14 protein-coding genes are annotated in these 16387 nt (G+C 40.3%); 7 read left to right on the top strand and 7 right to left on the bottom strand.

What is annotated here, in order from left to right:
* Positions 1-30 precede the first annotated feature (30 nt).
* The 4 genes from DPV95_RS08675 (at position 31) to DPV95_RS08660 (ending at position 4517) form a co-directional block, all read left to right on the top strand.
* Entirely contained in the window at positions 31-2343 is a 2313-nt protein-coding gene (locus DPV95_RS08675) for a Tex family protein (RefSeq protein ID WP_111406957.1), read from the top strand.
* A gap of 102 nt (positions 2344-2445) precedes the next feature.
* Positions 2446-2829, top strand: a complete 384-nt coding sequence (locus DPV95_RS08670) for a hypothetical protein (RefSeq protein ID WP_005694761.1) — start codon at positions 2446-2448, stop codon at positions 2827-2829.
* A gap of 176 nt (positions 2830-3005) precedes the next feature.
* Complete coding sequence (locus DPV95_RS08665; RefSeq protein WP_111406956.1) at positions 3006-3950, top strand: Imm49 family immunity protein; 945 nt, start codon at positions 3006-3008, stop codon at positions 3948-3950.
* A 171-nt stretch (positions 3951-4121) separates the two neighbouring features.
* Positions 4122-4517: a hypothetical protein gene (locus DPV95_RS08660; RefSeq protein WP_049371374.1), complete on the top strand. Its 396-nt coding sequence runs from the start codon at positions 4122-4124 to the stop codon at positions 4515-4517.
* A 215-nt stretch (positions 4518-4732) separates the two neighbouring features.
* Here the strand turns inward: DPV95_RS08660 and glpK are convergent, their stop codons facing one another.
* A complete protein-coding gene (glpK, locus tag DPV95_RS08655; RefSeq protein ID WP_005694750.1) occupies positions 4733-6244 on the bottom strand; it encodes a glycerol kinase GlpK in 1512 nt (503 codons plus the stop codon).
* Positions 6245-6616: 372 nt separating this feature from the next.
* Between glpK and DPV95_RS08650 the strand changes: the two genes are divergently transcribed.
* Complete coding sequence (locus DPV95_RS08650; RefSeq protein WP_111304861.1) at positions 6617-7360, top strand: MIP/aquaporin family protein; 744 nt, start codon at positions 6617-6619, stop codon at positions 7358-7360.
* Between the two features lie 72 nt (positions 7361-7432).
* On the opposite strand, the gene DPV95_RS08645 is transcribed toward DPV95_RS08650, so the two are convergent.
* From DPV95_RS08645 to cysZ, 5 genes are all read right to left on the bottom strand, one after another.
* The gene (locus DPV95_RS08645; RefSeq protein WP_070592545.1) at positions 7433-8203 is read right to left on the bottom strand and encodes an amino acid ABC transporter ATP-binding protein; all 771 of its coding nucleotides are present in this window, start codon (positions 8201-8203) and stop codon (positions 7433-7435) included.
* Positions 8204-8212: 9 nt separating this feature from the next.
* Complete coding sequence (locus DPV95_RS08640) at positions 8213-8929, bottom strand: amino acid ABC transporter permease (protein WP_005697396.1); 717 nt, start codon at positions 8927-8929, stop codon at positions 8213-8215.
* The gene (locus tag DPV95_RS08635) at positions 8913-9686 is read right to left on the bottom strand and encodes an amino acid ABC transporter substrate-binding protein (RefSeq protein WP_005694744.1); all 774 of its coding nucleotides are present in this window, start codon (positions 9684-9686) and stop codon (positions 8913-8915) included. The genes DPV95_RS08640 and DPV95_RS08635 overlap by 17 nt, the downstream gene beginning before the upstream one ends.
* 183 nt (positions 9687-9869) lie before the next feature.
* Positions 9870-10820: a cysteine synthase A gene (gene cysK / locus DPV95_RS08630; RefSeq protein ID WP_005694743.1), complete on the bottom strand. Its 951-nt coding sequence runs from the start codon at positions 10818-10820 to the stop codon at positions 9870-9872.
* A 99-nt stretch (positions 10821-10919) separates the two neighbouring features.
* Complete coding sequence (gene cysZ, locus DPV95_RS08625; RefSeq protein WP_111406955.1) at positions 10920-11765, bottom strand: sulfate transporter CysZ; 846 nt, start codon at positions 11763-11765, stop codon at positions 10920-10922.
* A gap of 169 nt (positions 11766-11934) precedes the next feature.
* Between cysZ and zipA the strand changes: the two genes are divergently transcribed.
* Together zipA and ligA are read left to right on the top strand one after the other, a co-directional pair.
* The gene (gene zipA, locus DPV95_RS08620) at positions 11935-12969 is read left to right on the top strand and encodes a cell division protein ZipA (protein ID WP_111406954.1); all 1035 of its coding nucleotides are present in this window, start codon (positions 11935-11937) and stop codon (positions 12967-12969) included.
* Between the two features lie 82 nt (positions 12970-13051).
* The gene (ligA, locus tag DPV95_RS08615; RefSeq protein ID WP_207974268.1) at positions 13052-15061 is read left to right on the top strand and encodes an NAD-dependent DNA ligase LigA; all 2010 of its coding nucleotides are present in this window, start codon (positions 13052-13054) and stop codon (positions 15059-15061) included.
* Positions 15062-15144: 83 nt separating this feature from the next.
* Here ligA and DPV95_RS08610 read toward each other — a convergent pair whose 3' ends face one another.
* A complete protein-coding gene (locus tag DPV95_RS08610; RefSeq protein WP_111406953.1) occupies positions 15145-16365 on the bottom strand; it encodes an aromatic amino acid transport family protein in 1221 nt (406 codons plus the stop codon).
* Positions 16366-16387 lie beyond the last annotated feature (22 nt).

Here is a 16387-nt window from a genome sequence, read left to right as displayed (position 1 = left end):
CGAATCCTTTAATAACAAAGAAGTATGACAATGTTAAATCAACAAATTAGCCAAATTATTGCGGCAGAATTAACCGTTCAACCCCAACAAATCCTCGCCGCTATTCAATTATTAGATGATGGCAACACCATTCCATTTATCGCCCGTTATCGTAAAGAAGCCACAGGTGGCTTGGATGACACTCAACTTCGTCATTTTGAAACTCGTTTAATTTATTTACGTGAATTAGAAGATCGTCGTCAAACCATTTTGAAATCTATTGAAGAGCAAGGGAAATTGACCGATGAATTACGTGACAAAATCCATGCGACACAAAGCAAAACTGAATTAGAAGATTTGTATTTGCCATACAAACCAAAACGTCGCACCAAAGGGCAAATTGCGATTGAAGCAGGTCTTGAGCCATTGGCTGATTTACTTTGGAACGAGCCGAAGAATGATCCTGAAACAGCAGCAGCTGAATTTGTAAATGCTGATAAAGGCGTAACAGACACCAAAGTCGCGCTTGATGGTGCACGCTATATTTTAATGGAGCGTTTTGCTGAAGATGCGGGTTTATTAGCGAAAGTCCGTGATTATTTAGCGAAAAATGCCGTTATTGTATCCAAAGTGATCGAAGGCAAAGAAACGGAAGGCGCAAAATTCCAAGATTATTTCGACCACCAAGAATTATTGAAAAATGTGCCTTCTCACCGTGCATTAGCCATGTTCCGTGGACGTAATGAGGGCATTTTACAATTAAGCTTAAATGCGGATCCTGATGCAGAAGAGGGAAGTCGTCAAAGTTATTGTGAAGAAATTATTCGTGATTATTTAGGTGTCCGTTTCACGGGGCAGCCTGCAGATAAATGGCGTGAGCAAGTGATTGCGTGGACATGGAAAATCAAAGTTTCGTTGCATTTAGAAACGGAATTAATGGCAAGTTTACGTGAAAAAGCGGAAGAAGAGGCCATTGATGTTTTTGCTAGAAATCTGACCGCACTTTTAATGGCGGCACCGGCTGGCGCGAAAAGCACCATGGGCTTGGACCCAGGCTTACGTACAGGTGTTAAAGTCGCTGTGGTGGATAACACAGGTAAATTATTAGATACCACCACCATTTATCCACACACGGGGCGTGAAGCCGAAGCGCAAGTGGCTATTTTCAGCTTGATCCGTAAACATAACGTGGAATTAATTGCCATTGGTAACGGTACGGCTTCTCGTGAAACTGAACGTTTTGCGAAAGAAGTGATTAAAGAAATTAAAGAAAATAAACCACAAACTGTCGTGGTGAGTGAAGCGGGCGCATCGGTTTATTCAGCTTCTGAATTTGCGGCAAATGAATTCCCGAATTTAGATGTATCTTTACGTGGTGCGGTCTCTATTGCACGTCGTTTACAAGATCCATTGGCAGAATTAGTGAAAATTGAACCGAAAGCCATTGGTGTAGGGCAATATCAGCACGATGTAAACCAAACCCAACTTGCGCGTAAACTTGATGCGGTGGTGGAAGACTGTGTAAACGCGGTGGGTGTGGATTTGAATACAGCATCCGCGCCATTGCTTGCTCGCGTGGCGGGAATGACGAAAACTTTAGCGCAAAATATTGTGGAATACCGAGATGAAAATGGTCGTTTTGAAAGCCGTAGCGAATTGAAAAAAGTGCCGCGTTTAGGGCCAAAAGCTTTTGAGCAATGTGCGGGCTTTATGCGTATTGCAGGCGGGAAAAATCCACTTGATGCTTCGGGTGTTCACCCAGAAGCTTATCCTGTGGTTGAAAAAATCTTGCAAGCGACGGCACAATCTATCCAAGATTTAATGGGCAATGCCGGTGTAGTACGTCAGCTTGATGCAAAACAATTCATTGATGAGCAATTTGGTTTACCAACCGTTCAAGATATTTTCAAAGAGTTGGAAAAACCGGGGCGCGATCCGCGTGGTGAATTTAAAACTGCAGTATTCGCAGAAGGCGTGGAAGAAATCACTGATTTAAAACCAGGTATGATTTTAGAAGGTACCGTCACCAATGTGACTAACTTCGGTGCATTTGTGGATATTGGTGTTCACCAAGACGGTTTAGTACATATTTCATCATTAAGCGATAAATTCGTAGAAGATCCACATCAAGTGGTGAAAACGGGCGATATCGTGAAAGTGAAAGTGTTGGAAGTGGATGTACCGCGTAAACGTATTGCGTTGACGATGCGATTAGATGAAAGTGCGGTCAAAAATGACGGCAAATCTGACCGCACTTTAAGTGCAAAACCAAGAAGTAATGCACCTCGCCAAGATCGTCATCCAAGAGGAAATAGTGCAATGGGTAATGCCTTTGCCGATGCGTTGAAAAATTGGAAAAAATAATTTCGTCATTTAGATGAACATTGTGGCCAAATAGGCGTACAATGAAGGGGATTTGGTCAATCATCCAATCCCCTTTTTTATTTCAACGAAAGGAATATTCTTATGGAAAAAGGTATTCTTGGGCCGCATGAAGGCAAGGAGCTGGAATTAATGTTAAGGGGCGAAAAGCAAGTGGCATTATTCAATCAGGAGCTTGGTATTCCTGATGCCTTTCTCCCTTATCTTGAGCTAGGAATGCTTCATTCAAAAACAGTACAACGTCATGTAAATGATGTTTGCTTAACTGATTTTATTGTCTATTTACCTCAATCTCTTGCACTCGCTGAACAGATGGAAGTGTTACTTCCTGCAAGCACTGTGAATGGTTTTGATCCTAAAGTTGAACGTGAAATCGGTCGAATTCTTGGCTACCGAGAAAAAGATATCGAGTACTATATTCAGCATTTTCAAGATAATTTAGAGAAGTATCGGCAGCAGTATAGTTGATAGATAAAATAAAAAGTGCGGTCAAAAACACAAGCGATTTTGACCGCACTTTCGTATTTTCAACGATGCTTATGTTAAGTGAATCAACTATTATAGCAGGTGTAGATAAATCAAATGGTAAAGTTGTGTTATTACCAGTTAGAATTCCTAATAAGAAGTAGTCATACGAGGTCAATATGGAAAAATATAAAGTGTTTTTAGGTAGTGAGATTGCTAAAACCTATGATGAAGCTAAGAATTTTACTCTAGCTAGAGTTGAGGAATATGTTAAATTCAATCATAAAGAATTGTTTTCAACGTTAGCTCCTATAGATAATTTTACAGGTAATGTTTTTTCTTTAATTCATTATTTAAATGATTTCCATCGTGCATTAGCCTCTAAGTATTTATTAGAAAATAATATTTCAGGATTTAAAGAAAATGCTTCTATTGCTGGTTGCTTGGGGATTCTGTCTAAATATGATTTTCAATGGGCGTACAACGGAATTAATACAAATTTCTTTTTTATGAGTTTGCTTTCAGATAATCAAAAGTTAATTGATTATTTAATTAAACATCGTGATGAAATTGTCGATATTTCAGTTCCCTATAAACGAACTGATACCAGACCTTTTTTTAATGCGAACACTTTATTGGCGTTAAGTGGCGATTGGCAATTATTAAAAGAACGCGCACTCACGTTCTTAAATGATGAGAAAAAAGCCCGTAGCGATTTAAAGCGTATTCCTGATCATGAATTTTATGTGGCATTAGCAGATAAAAATATAAAAGGAATGCAAGAGGCTTTAGATAAATTACTCGACCTTAAGTTTGCTAAACGAGCAGCAAAAGACACGCTTTTACATTTTGATTTTTACTTGCAACCGCAAGTTTTAATGTATGCCAAAATCGCAGCAATCCACGGTTTTGATTTGGGTATTGATAGCCCTATAGCGCCCAAAGAATTGATTGATATAAATCCATTAGCAGAATATAAAATTCCTTATGATTTTATGAAATCATTTGATTTTGATGCCCCTCATCAAGTTTGGGTAAATTATGTCAAACAAAGAATGGAAGAAGCGAAGAAAAAGAACGTTGAAAATAAAAAAGGATTTTGGGCCTCATTATTTGGTCGATAGACAAGGTAGACGGATATACCTCAGATAGTACACACCTCCTAATGCGTGCTTGTATCTCACTAAAAATAGATAAACTGAATAAAGTTATTCATGAAAATAGTAAGAACCTTAATTGTGAAATTGATGTTTTAGGCACGTGTTAGGAGACGCGTGCCATTATGGGGATTAACAATGATCGTAACTAAAGAAGATATTATGAACTTAATTTTCCATAAATGCTTTTACGGAGTGGCTATAGGAGAGACAAAATCGAAAGTTGTATCTTTATTTGGAGAGCCTATACATTTCGAACCGCAGAGAAAAAATAGAGAGATATTATTATATGATGGAATTAATATCTATTTATATAATTCACTTGTTATGGAAGTTAGTATTGATTTTTCAAAATCGTCATCATTTAAGTTAAAAGATAATATTTCAATCCATTCTCTTATTAATATTTTAGATGATCAATGTATTGAATATAAGATTGAGTTAAATGAAGAGGAAGAGTATGACTTTATCTCATTTAATAGTATTCAAGTTGGTTTTTTAGATAATAAATTATCTTATATATGGCTATCCTGATTAGCAAGGTAGCTACTGTGTTTCTCTAAAAAACTATAAATGGTGCAAGAATCTACGCTTGTGCTAATTAACAAGGCGATTTAAAAATCGGGCAATTTAGTCGTGTAAAATCGCCAATAATCGATTTAATTAACACAGTTGAAAGTGCGGTCAATTTTCAAAGAGTTTTTAAACCTCTCAAAAAGTGACCGCACTTTATTATTGCTCAGGAAGGATTATTCCGCATCTTCTTTTGCCCATTCTAATGAGCGTTTAACGGCTTTTTTCCAACCTTTATAACGACGTTCACGTTTTTCTTCATCGTTGTCTGGTGTGAAGGTACGTTCTACACGGGCTTTATCGTGAAGTTCGTCTAAATCTTTCCAGAAACCAACCGCAAGACCAGCAAGATAAGCTGCACCAAGTGCCGTCACTTCTTTCACCACTGGACGTTCTACGTTCACATCTAAAATATCCGCTTGGAATTGCATTAAGAAGTTATTGTTGGTTGCACCGCCATCAACACGTAAATATTGTAAGCGTTGACCTGAGTCAGATTGCATTGCTTCTAATACATCACGAGTTTGGTAAGCGATAGATTCAAGGGTTGCGCGTACAATATGGTTGCGGTTAGAACCACGAGAAAGACCGAAAATTGCACCACGAGCATACGGATCCCAATAAGGTGCACCTAAACCGGTGAAGGCTGGAACAACATACACGCCATTGCTATCTGGGACTTTTTGTGCGAAGTATTCGGAGTCATGGCTGTCATGTACGATTTTGAGTTCATCACGTAACCATTGGATTGATGCGCCAGCGATAAACACAGAACCTTCAAGTGCGTATTCAGGTTCACCTTTGGCGTTACATGCGATGGTGGTTAATAGGCCATTTTTAGAGGTAATAGCTTTATCACCGGTGTGAAGCAACATAAAGCAGCCTGTACCATAGGTATTTTTCGCTTGGCCTGCGCGTGTGCAAAGATGGCCGTAAAGTGCCGCTTGTTGGTCACCCGCGATACCTGCAACTGGAATACGTACACCGCCTTTACCCCCGATGTTGGTTTGGCCATACACTTCGGAAGAATTACGCACTTCAGGCAACATTGAGCGTGGAATATTTAATAATTCCAACATTTTGTCATCCCATTTTTTCGTATGGATGTTAAATAACATGGTTCGGGATGCGTTGGTGTAATCCGTTACGTGAACACGACCTTGGGTTAATTTCCATACAAGCCAGGTATCTACAGTACCAAATAGAAGCTCGCCACGTTCCGCTTTTTCGCGCGCGCCTTCTACATTGTCCAAAATCCATTTCACTTTTGTACCCGAGAAATAGGGGTCTACCACTAAACCCGTGGTGTTGCGGATATATTCTTCATGACCATCCGCTTTCAGTTTGTCTGTAATATCTGCGGTACGACGACATTGCCACACAATCGCATTATAAACCGGTGTGCCGGTTGCTTTTTCCCACACAATGGTGGTTTCACGTTGGTTAGTAATACCAATTGCCGCGATTTCATCTGAGGTAATGCCTGCTTTTGCAACCACTTCGTTTAATGTTGAACTTTGTGTTGCCCAAATTTCCATTGGATTATGTTCCACCCAGCCTGCGCGTGGATAAATTTGTGTAAATTCACGTTGGGCGATTTCGACAACATTCGCATTGTGATCTAATAATACTGCACGAGAGCTTGTGGTACCTTGGTCCAAAGCGATGATGTATTTTTTGTCTGTCATGGTGCTATTCCTTAGAGTGCTCGGCACTCTCATTAAATGAATGAAGAAATTTTGAGCTTAAACGAACAAATTGCGAACCTAACTTAATTGAATTCGAATCTAATTGGAACAAGCAATGTTGGGTTTTGTGATTGCTATCACAGATTTTCCCCTTAAAAAATATGGATACTCGTATTAACGCACAAAATAATGTGATCTTTGTCGCATTTTTAGAAAATAGATCGATTTCATCTATTGAATTAATTGGTTAAAACTAGATAATGGCGCCACTCACTTTGAGTATCTCAATATTTGATCAAACAACGAAACGAATTGCAAAGCAAGATTTCTTTAATGAAATCATTAAGTTAATCATTATTTGGAGATTCTCTTATGAATGCCTATTTTGCAGAATTTTTTGGCACAGCACTTCTCATCCTGTTAGGTAACGGTGTGGTGGCCAACGTATGTTTAAATAAAACGAAAGGGCAAAGTTCTGGTTGGATTGTGATTACTACCGCGTGGGCATTTGCGGTGTATGTGGCCGTTGTTGTGACAGGTCCTTACAGCGGGGCGCACTTAAATCCAGCGGTAACACTTGGTGTGGCAATGAAGGGTGTATTTGCTTGGGAACTGGTACCAGGCTACATCGCGGCACAAGTTGTGGGGGGCATGGTAGGTGCATTGTTGGTTTACATTATGTATAAAGATCACTTTGCAGCGACCGAAGAAGAGGGCTTAAAACGCGCTTGTTTCTGTACTGAACCAGCAATTCGTAACTATCCAATCAACTTAGTGAACGAAATTGTTGGTACCTTCGTACTTGTCTTTGTGATTTTCTACCTTGCAGGGGCAAATATTACGTTACCTGGCACAGCAGAAAGTACGCCAATTGGTTTAGGCTCTATCGGAGCATTACCAGTAGCCATTCTAGTTTGGGCAATTGGTTTGAGCTTAGGTGGTACAACCGGTTCTGCGAACAACCCAGCTCGAGATCTTGGTCCGCGCTTAACCTTAGGTCTTTTCCTGGGTGGTACATTAAAAACTAAAGCTGACTGGGGATACAGTTGGGTTCCAGTTATAGGGCCATTTATCGGGGCGGCTTTAGCAGCAGTATTCTATAATGCCATTATGTAATTTATTCAAATAGAAAGAGCGGTCAAAATTCATGATGTTTTTTGACCGCTCTTTTTATATTTAGAGGTTTGATTAAATACAATAATCTTCGAATTCCATTGGCATTTTAGCTTGCAATAGGAATTGTTTGGTGCGCTCTTGCTGTGGATGACTGAAGAATTCAGACGCGGTATTTTGTTCAACAACTTGACCATTTTCCATGAGAATCACGCGATCTGCCACATCTTTGGCAAAATTCAATTCATGGGTGACGATAATCATTGTCCAGCCTTCTTGCGCGAGCATTTTGAGCGCTTGTAACACTTCACCGACGAGTTCAGGGTCAAGAGCGGAAGTAGGCTCATCTAACAAGATAATATCGGGTTTAACTGCTAAAGCGCGGGCGATCCCGACACGTTGCTGTTGACCTCCAGAGAGTTGAGAGGGATATAAATCCGCTTTTGCTTTTAAACCAACTTTTTCCAATAATGCTAAGGCTTTTTCACGCGCAATCTCTTTCGCTTGTTTTTGTACAACTACCATGCCTTCCATCACATTTTCGAGTGCGGTGCGATGGGGAAATAGATTGTATTGTTGGAATACCATTGAAGAACGACGACGTAGTTTTAGTTCATCGGCTTTGCTGATTTTTTTACTGAAATCAATGGTTAAGCTTCCATCAGTAAATGCTAATACCCCTTTTTCTGGGCGTTCGAGCAAATTTAAACAGCGTAAAAAAGTGGTTTTGCCTGAACCTGATGGACCCAGAATAGCAACCACTTCACCTTTATTAATTTCAAAATCAATGCCTTTTAGTACATGGTGGCCATTAAAACTTTTCTGAATATTCGTGACTTTTAACATAACCAGTCCTTATAAATGGCGAGAAAGGCGTTTTTCTAAACGGGTTTGTCCCATCGATAGCACAAAACAGAATACCCAATAAATAAGGGCCGCTTCACTATAAATTAAAATAAATTCGTAGTTTTCAGCTGTGATGTTTTGCGCCACACGAAATAGTTCCGCAATCCAAACGAGTGAAGCAAGGGATGTATCTTTCACTGTGCTAATGAAGGTATTTGATAGCGAAGGGACGGAAATACGTAAAGCTTGCGGCATAATGGTACGCACGAAAGCTTGAGTGTAATTCATGCCTATCGCATAAGAGGCTTCCCATTGACCTTTAGGAATCGCAAGAATGGAGGCCCTCACTGTTTCTGCCGCATAAGCACCAATGTTAATGGAGAACGCAATAATTGCAGTTGGGAAAGGCTCAAGTTTGATACCAACTTCAGGTAAACCGTAGAAGATAATGAAGATCTGCACCAACATTGGCGTGCCGCGAATAATTGAAATATAGGTGCGACAAATGCCCTGCAGAATTTTGGTCATTAAATTGGGATGTGGCAATGTGCAAATCACAGCCACGATAACTGCAATGAATAAACCGCAAAAGAAGGAAATGACCGCAAGGGGGATCGTATATAAAATTGCCCCTTCCATCATAGGCCAAAACGAGCTGATTACATAATCAGCTCGTTCTGCGGTCATAAATGGAAGGCTGGCTAACCAATTATTGAGTAATGTCATCGCCAAACCATTTGATTGAAAGTTGTTTTAAAGTTCCGTCTTTGCGTAGTTCTTCAAGTGCTTGGTTCACTTTTGCAATAAGCGGTTCTTCACCTTTCAAGAAAGCAAAACCGGTTGGGATTTTCTTATCACTTTCTACAGCAATTTTTAAGCCTGCATTAGGTTGTTTTTTGAAGTAATCTAACACCGCAAGCTTATCGTTTACTGTTGCATCAACACGACCTTGTTTTACCGCTTCAAGGTTTTGCGCCAAGCTATCTACAGTCACGATAATTGCACCATTATCACGCGCATCTTTGCTCCAGTTACTGGTTGCAGATTGTGCAGATTTTTTACCTTTTAAATCTGGGAATGATTTAATGCTATCGTTATCGGCTTTCGTCACGATTACGCCGGCAGAGTAGTTATAAGGTGCGCTGTAATCATATTTTTTTAAACGTTCTGGGCTTGGATTGGTTTGGTTCGCAATAACATCAAAGCGTTTTGCATTTAAACCTGCATACATGCCGTCCCAAGCGGTTTCTTTAAATTCAACTTTCCAACCTAATTTTTGTGCAACTTTTTCGATAATTTCCACATCGAAACCTGTTAACTTGCCATCTTTGTCGTGGAAAGTAAATGGTGCGTAGGTTCCCTCAGTACCGACTAATAAGGTTTTAGTTTGTTCAACGCGATCAGCAATTTCACCGGCGTTAGCAAAAGTAGAAAGGGCTAATCCTGCCGCTAAAAGTGCGGTGCTAAAAAATGATTTTTTCATAAGTATTCCTTTTTTAGATAAATAACGAAAGTGAAATGAATTATAAGAAGCGAAAAAGAAAAGAAAAGTATTATTTATTTATGAATTATTTCCTTTAGTTATATTAAATAAAATTTGTTTAATTAATAAACAAAAAAAGGTCTGTAAAAACAGACCTTAGATAGAATGAATGAAATCAATAGATTAAGCTTCAATACCTTCGAATAACGCCGTACTTAAATAACGTTCTGATGCAGAAGGTAAGATTGCGACGATTAATTTATCTTGGAATTCTGGTAGTTTTGCTAAGCGGTCAGCTGCTGCCACAGCGGCTCCAGAGGAAATACCTGCAAGAATCCCTTCTTCAGCCATTAAGCGGCGAGCTGTAGCAATCGCAGTATCGCTATCTACAGTTTCCACGCGATCAATTAATGATAAATCTAAGTTTTTCGGAATGAAGCCCGCACCGATACCTTGAATTTTGTGTGGACCCGGTTTCACTTCTTGACCAGCAAGAGTTTGGCTAATAACGGGTGATTCTGTTGGTTCAACTGCCACAGAGGTAATTTTTTTACCGTGATCTAGTTTGATCGCACGAGAAATACCAGTAATTGTACCACCAGTACCCACACCGGCAACTACGACATCAACTTTACCTTCAGTGTCTTTCCAGATTTCTTCACCGGTAGTTTGACGGTGAATGTCTGGGTTAGCCGGGTTCTCAAATTGTTTTAGCATCACATAATGATTTGGGTTAGATGCCACGATTTCTTCAGCTTTGGCAATCGCACCTTTCATCCCTTTTGAGCCTTCAGTAAGCACAAGATTTACCCCTAAACCACGTAATAAACGTTTACGTTCAAGACTCATGGTTTCAGGCATAGTTAAGGTGATTTTGTAACCGCGCGCTGCTGCTACATAAGCTAAAGCAATACCGGTGTTACCGCTGGTTGCATCTACAATTTCTTTACCCGCTGTTAAAATGCCGTCTTTTTCTGCTTGCCAAATCATATTGGCACCAATACGGCATTTCACGCTGAAGCTTGGGTTACGACCTTCAATTTTTACAACAACGTTACCATTGTGTCCGAAGTGTTTTAAACGAACTAATGGCGTATTACCAATTGAGTATGAGTTATCTGCATAAATTGTCATTTTACTGTCCTTTTATATTTGGAATGAGTTGATGCAGTAGTTATAACACCGGTTTTTATATAAAAAAAATAGTTAATAGCTATATTTTATAACTAAATGCTATTTATTCACGATACCATTTCCTGAAGGCTTAATTTCAGTACTACTAGAACGTGTCACAATTTGTGTTGAACCTGAGGTGCGGTCAAAATTCATATCAAATTTTAATTGTGAGCGATAGTTTTCCACCCACATCACGGTTGCACCACAGACCGCCACAGGAATAATGACTAAGTTCACGATCGGTAATGTCGTACAAAGGGTAATTAAAGCCCCGAATGTCAGGCTTTGTGTGCGTCTTTCGCCTAATGCATTTTTCATGATGCCAAAGGAAATCTTGTGGTTATCAAACGGATAGTCACAATATTGAATTGCCATCATCCAACAGGTAAATAAGAATGTCAGCACAGGAATAATGGTTTGTCCGATAACAGGGATAAAACTCAATAAGAACAAGCCTACAAATTTCGGTAAGCTGTACCATAGTTTTTGCCATTCACGATTTAGCATACGTGGCACATCTTTCATAATTTCGGCAAAACCATCATCATTAACTGCTTCACCAGTTAGCATTTTTTCGACTTTTTCTGCTAATAATCCATTAAACGGCGCGGCAATAAAGCCTGAAAGTGTCGTAAAGGCAAAATAGAAAAATAAGAGAATTGAGCCAATAGACAGCACGAGTAAAATCACACTTAAAAAGTTTAACCAATCAGGAATAAAGCTCATTACCCAGTCGATCATTGTGGAGATTTGAGAAACAAATAACCAAAATAAGCCTGTAAGCAGGACGATATTCAGTAGAATTGGCATAATCACAAAACGTCGGAGACCTTTTTGCGTAATGAAATGCCAACCCATCACGAAATGATTGAAAGCAGATTTTATTTCATTTTGATCGATCATCATTGTTCCTTTAAATTGAAAAGTAAAAATACAAAACGTCACAGAAAGACAATATTTTTTGAGGAAAATTCCATCTCATCCCTTTTAATATCTTGTTTGCTTTTCTATTTTTTCACCTGTCGAAATGTGATAGGATCAGCAGAAATCATTGCGTTAAGGAGCAACAAGCATGGACTTAAATACCATTTTGATTATTTTAGGGGTAATGGCTTTAATTGCCTTAGTGGTACACGGATTATGGTCAAATCGTCGTGAGAAATCAAAATATTTTAAAAGCGCGAATACATTTAACCGCACTTCTAAAAACGGTGAGGTCAATCCTTTTTCGCAAGCCGCTGATCCTAATGCGGATATTCGTTTAACACATCGTGCTCAAGCGGCGCAGCCTGTACAACAACATGTTCAACCTAAAGTGGCATCACAGGCGACAAGCCAACAGCAATTTAATTTTGATGAGCAGCGCGTTCAAGTGGATGCGCGTCAAATAGAAAAAAGCGTGGACGATATTAAAATCTCCTTACCAAATCAGCCGGTTTATGAGATGAATACAACGCAACCTGCTCCTGCGCCACAGCCTGAACCTGTGGTTTATCCTGAAACGAATGTACAACCGAAACCACGTGTGGCAGAAATGACAATCGAAGAATTAGAAGCACAAAGCAGTGATTTTGATGGTGTGAATTCTTCTTCACCTGAATTGCGTGAGCAGTTAGCCGAGATGTCATTAAATCCAACTCAAGAGCCTACTCATGAGAACGTGCATTTTAACTATCACGAACCGGTAGAAGTTGAAAAAACAAAACAAACCACCGGTTTTGTTCAATTTTATGTGATTTCAAATCAAAATCGTGAATTCTATGGTCCACAATTATCTCAATCTTTAGAAAACTTGGGATTCATTTTTGGCGAGCGTCAAATGTATCACCGCCACTTTGATTTAAGTGTGGCAAGTCCTGTGCTATTTAGCGTGGCAAATATTGAACAACCCGGTACGTTTGATTATTACAATATGGCAGAGTTTTCAACCATGGGCGTGGTACTCTTTATGCAGTTGCCATCACCAGGTAATAATTTGGCTAACTTACGCATGATGATTCGCGCAGCGAAAACCATCGCAGAAGATTTAGGTGGCGTGGTGTTGACTGATCAGCAAGAGATTTTTGATGATGTAGCTGAGCAGGATTATTTATCTCGCATCGCATAAAACGCACGAAAAAATAACCGCACTTTGGGCGAGCCGATGGTTCGCCCATTTTAATTCAATGAGTAAACCGTTAGAGAACATTATGAGCCTTCAGCAACAAATTGATACATTACGTCAGGATCTTCGTCGTTATGAATATGAATATCACGTGTTGGATAATCCAACCATTCCGGATGCAGAATATGACCGTTTATTTCACCAACTTAAAGCCTTAGAAGCCGCTCATCCGGAGCTCATTACGGCAGATTCACCTACTCAACGTGTGGGCGCAAAACCGCTTTCAGGTTTTGCCCAGATTCGTCATGAAATTCCGATGCTCTCTTTGGATAATGCTTTCTCAGACGAGGAATTTTATGCATTCGTAAAGCGTATTGAAGATCGTCTTATTCGTTTGCCAGAACCACTCACTTTCTGCTGTGAACCTAAGTTAGATGGTTTAGCGGTGAGTATTTTGTATGTGAATGGCGTACTGACTCAAGCTGCAACCCGTGGTGATGGGACGACAGGGGAAGATATTACTGCCAATATTCGCACGATTCGAAATATTCCGTTGCAGCTTTTAATGGACAATCCACCCGCTCGTTTAGAGGTGCGCGGTGAAGTATTTATGCCACACGCAGGCTTTGAGCGTTTAAATCAACTGGCGTTAGAGAAAGGTGAGAAAACTTTTGCTAACCCGCGTAATGCTGCAGCGGGATCGTTGCGCCAGCTCGATCCGAAAATTACGAGTAAACGTCCATTGGTCTTGAATGCTTATAGTATTGGTATTGCTGAAGGGGTAGATTTACCGAATACACATTATGATCGTTTGCAATGGTTGAAGTCTATTGGGATTCCGGTGAATCCAGAAATCCGTTTATGTAACGGCACCGATGAAGTGTTGGATTTTTATTGTGATATTCAAAATAAACGCAGTTCTCTTGGCTACGATATTGATGGCACTGTATTGAAAATCAATGATATTGCGTTACAAGAAAAATTAGGTTTTATCTCCAAGGCGCCACGTTGGGCAATTGCTTATAAATTCCCTGCGCAAGAAGAATTAACTCGCTTAAATGATGTGGAATTCCAAGTGGGCAGAACAGGGGCGATTACCCCAGTGGCTAAATTGGAACCGGTATTTGTGGCAGGGGTAACGGTAAGTAACGCCACATTACATAACGGCGATGAAATTGAACGCTTAGATATTGCGATTGGCGATACGGTGGTTATTCGTCGTGCGGGGGATGTGATCCCACAAATTATTGGTGTATTGCACGACCGTCGCCCAGCAGATGCGAGACCGATCATTTTCCCTAAAACTTGTCCTGTATGTGATTCGGCTATTGTTCGCATTGAAGGTGAAGCCGTGGCACGCTGTACGGGTGGTTTGTTCTGTGCAGCACAGCGTAAAGAAGCGCTTAAACATTTTGTTTCTCGCAAAGCCATGGATATTGATGGCGTAGGGGGGAAATTAATCGAGCAGTTGGTGGATCGTGAATTAGTTCATACACCGGCCGATTTATTTAAGTTAGATTTAACTACGCTAACCCGTTTGGAAAGAATGGGCACAAAATCAGCCGAAAATGCCTTAGCGAGCCTTGAAAAAGCAAAAAATACGACGTTGGCTCGTTTTATTTTTGCTTTAGGAATCCGTGAAGTGGGTGAAGCAACGGCATTGAATTTAGCCAATCATTTTAAAACCCTGGAAGCCTTGCAAAATGCAGATTTAGAAGCCTTACAGCAAGTGCCTGACGTGGGTGAAGTGGTGGCAAATCGTATTTTGGCGTTTTGGCATGAACCACATAATGTCGCGGTGGTGAATGATTTAATCGCTCAAGGCGTACATTGGGAAACCGTGGAAACCAAAGAAGTGACAGAAAACCGCTTTAAAGGCAAAACGGTGGTGTTAACCGGAACCTTAACTCAAATGGGACGTAATGAAGCTAAAGCCTTATTACAAGACATGGGCGCGAAAGTGAGCGGCTCGGTTTCAGCAAAAACAGATTTTGTGATTGCCGGTGATGCAGCGGGTTCTAAGCTCACAAAGGCACAAGAATTAGGCGTTACTGTTCTCACGGAAGAAGAGTTCCTTGCTGAAATTCAGTCATAATTAAACGGTTAGAAAACAAAATGGGGCGTAGATGAATACGCCCCATTTTTTATCTTAAAAACACGCTCTAAATTGACCGCACTTTAACCTGCTACAGCCGGTAGGTAACCCGCTTGAATTAAGAATGGCACGATCATAATCGCTACACCAATAACGAATGCAATCACTAAAGTCACATTACCGCCGATTACACGATAAGGCAGATTTGGATTCGCTTGACGTGTTTTCCATGCGAGACCGATAGGTAAAATTAAGCAATAGAACGCACAGAGTAAGCCTGCATAGCTTAATGCGGCAATAAAGCCTTCAGGATAATACAAAGCAAATGCAAGTGGTGGAGTAAAGGCTGCAATGGTAAGTGTTAAACGGTTATGTGGCAATTTGTAACGTTTGAATAAATCGCCTAAACCTTCAAATACCCCTAGCATCACACCAAGGAAAGAGGTGATTAATGCAAGTGCAGAGAACACACGTACGATTTCACCCATGATGTGGGAGTTTGTGATTTGACGTGTTGCATTGACCAAGCCGTTAAGGGTTGGATCTGCTTGTAACACTTGCACAAATTCATTTTGGCTTAATACACCGTGAGTCGCTAATTGCCACACTAAATAAGCCACAAGTGGAATCGCTGTACCAATTAAAATCGCTTTACGGAATTGAGTAACACTACCATCTAAATAGCTGTTTACGCTGCCCATGATGATGTGGAAGCCAAAGGAGGTAAAGAAAATTGGTGCCGCAGAGATCACGAAAGCATAATTTAAAGGTAAGGCCATCAGGTTATCGACAGACACTTTTGGTAACATCATGAATAACACGAAAGCAAAGGCAATTAATTTACCGATGAACAGAATACGAGTGGCACCATCAACGCCTCTTGTACCTACAACCACAAAGGCACCGAGTACGACAGTAAATATAATAATTGAAAGTTCGGAGGAAAGACTTTCAAAACCAAAAGCGGTTGGTAAACCCGATAATAATGAACCGCCCCCGGTGATGTAGGCCGCAGAAAGAGCATAAAGTAAAATGAGCAAACTAAAGGTGGCTAAGACACGTCCAGTGATGCCGAAGTATTTTTCAGCGAGAGTCGCCACGCCATCATTTAATCGATCGGCCGTTTGATAGACTTCAACAAAAAGTAAACCGCTGTAAACCAAAAGCGCCCATAAGCCGACTAATAAGAAAACGGTGTAACCAAAACCAATACCGGCAGAGGTTAATGGCATCGCGAGCATTCCCGCCCCGATGGTCGTGCCGGCAATGATTAAGGCACTGCCGAATGTTTTGTTTTTTAGCATAAAATTGTTCTCCGAGTATAAA

Source organism: Haemophilus parainfluenzae (assembly GCF_003252755.1).
In the GTDB taxonomy this organism is placed as follows: domain Bacteria; phylum Pseudomonadota; class Gammaproteobacteria; order Enterobacterales; family Pasteurellaceae; genus Haemophilus_D; species Haemophilus_D parainfluenzae_N.
The sequence above is the reverse complement of the archived record's forward strand: the minus strand, read 5'-3'. Positions and strand labels throughout refer to the sequence as shown.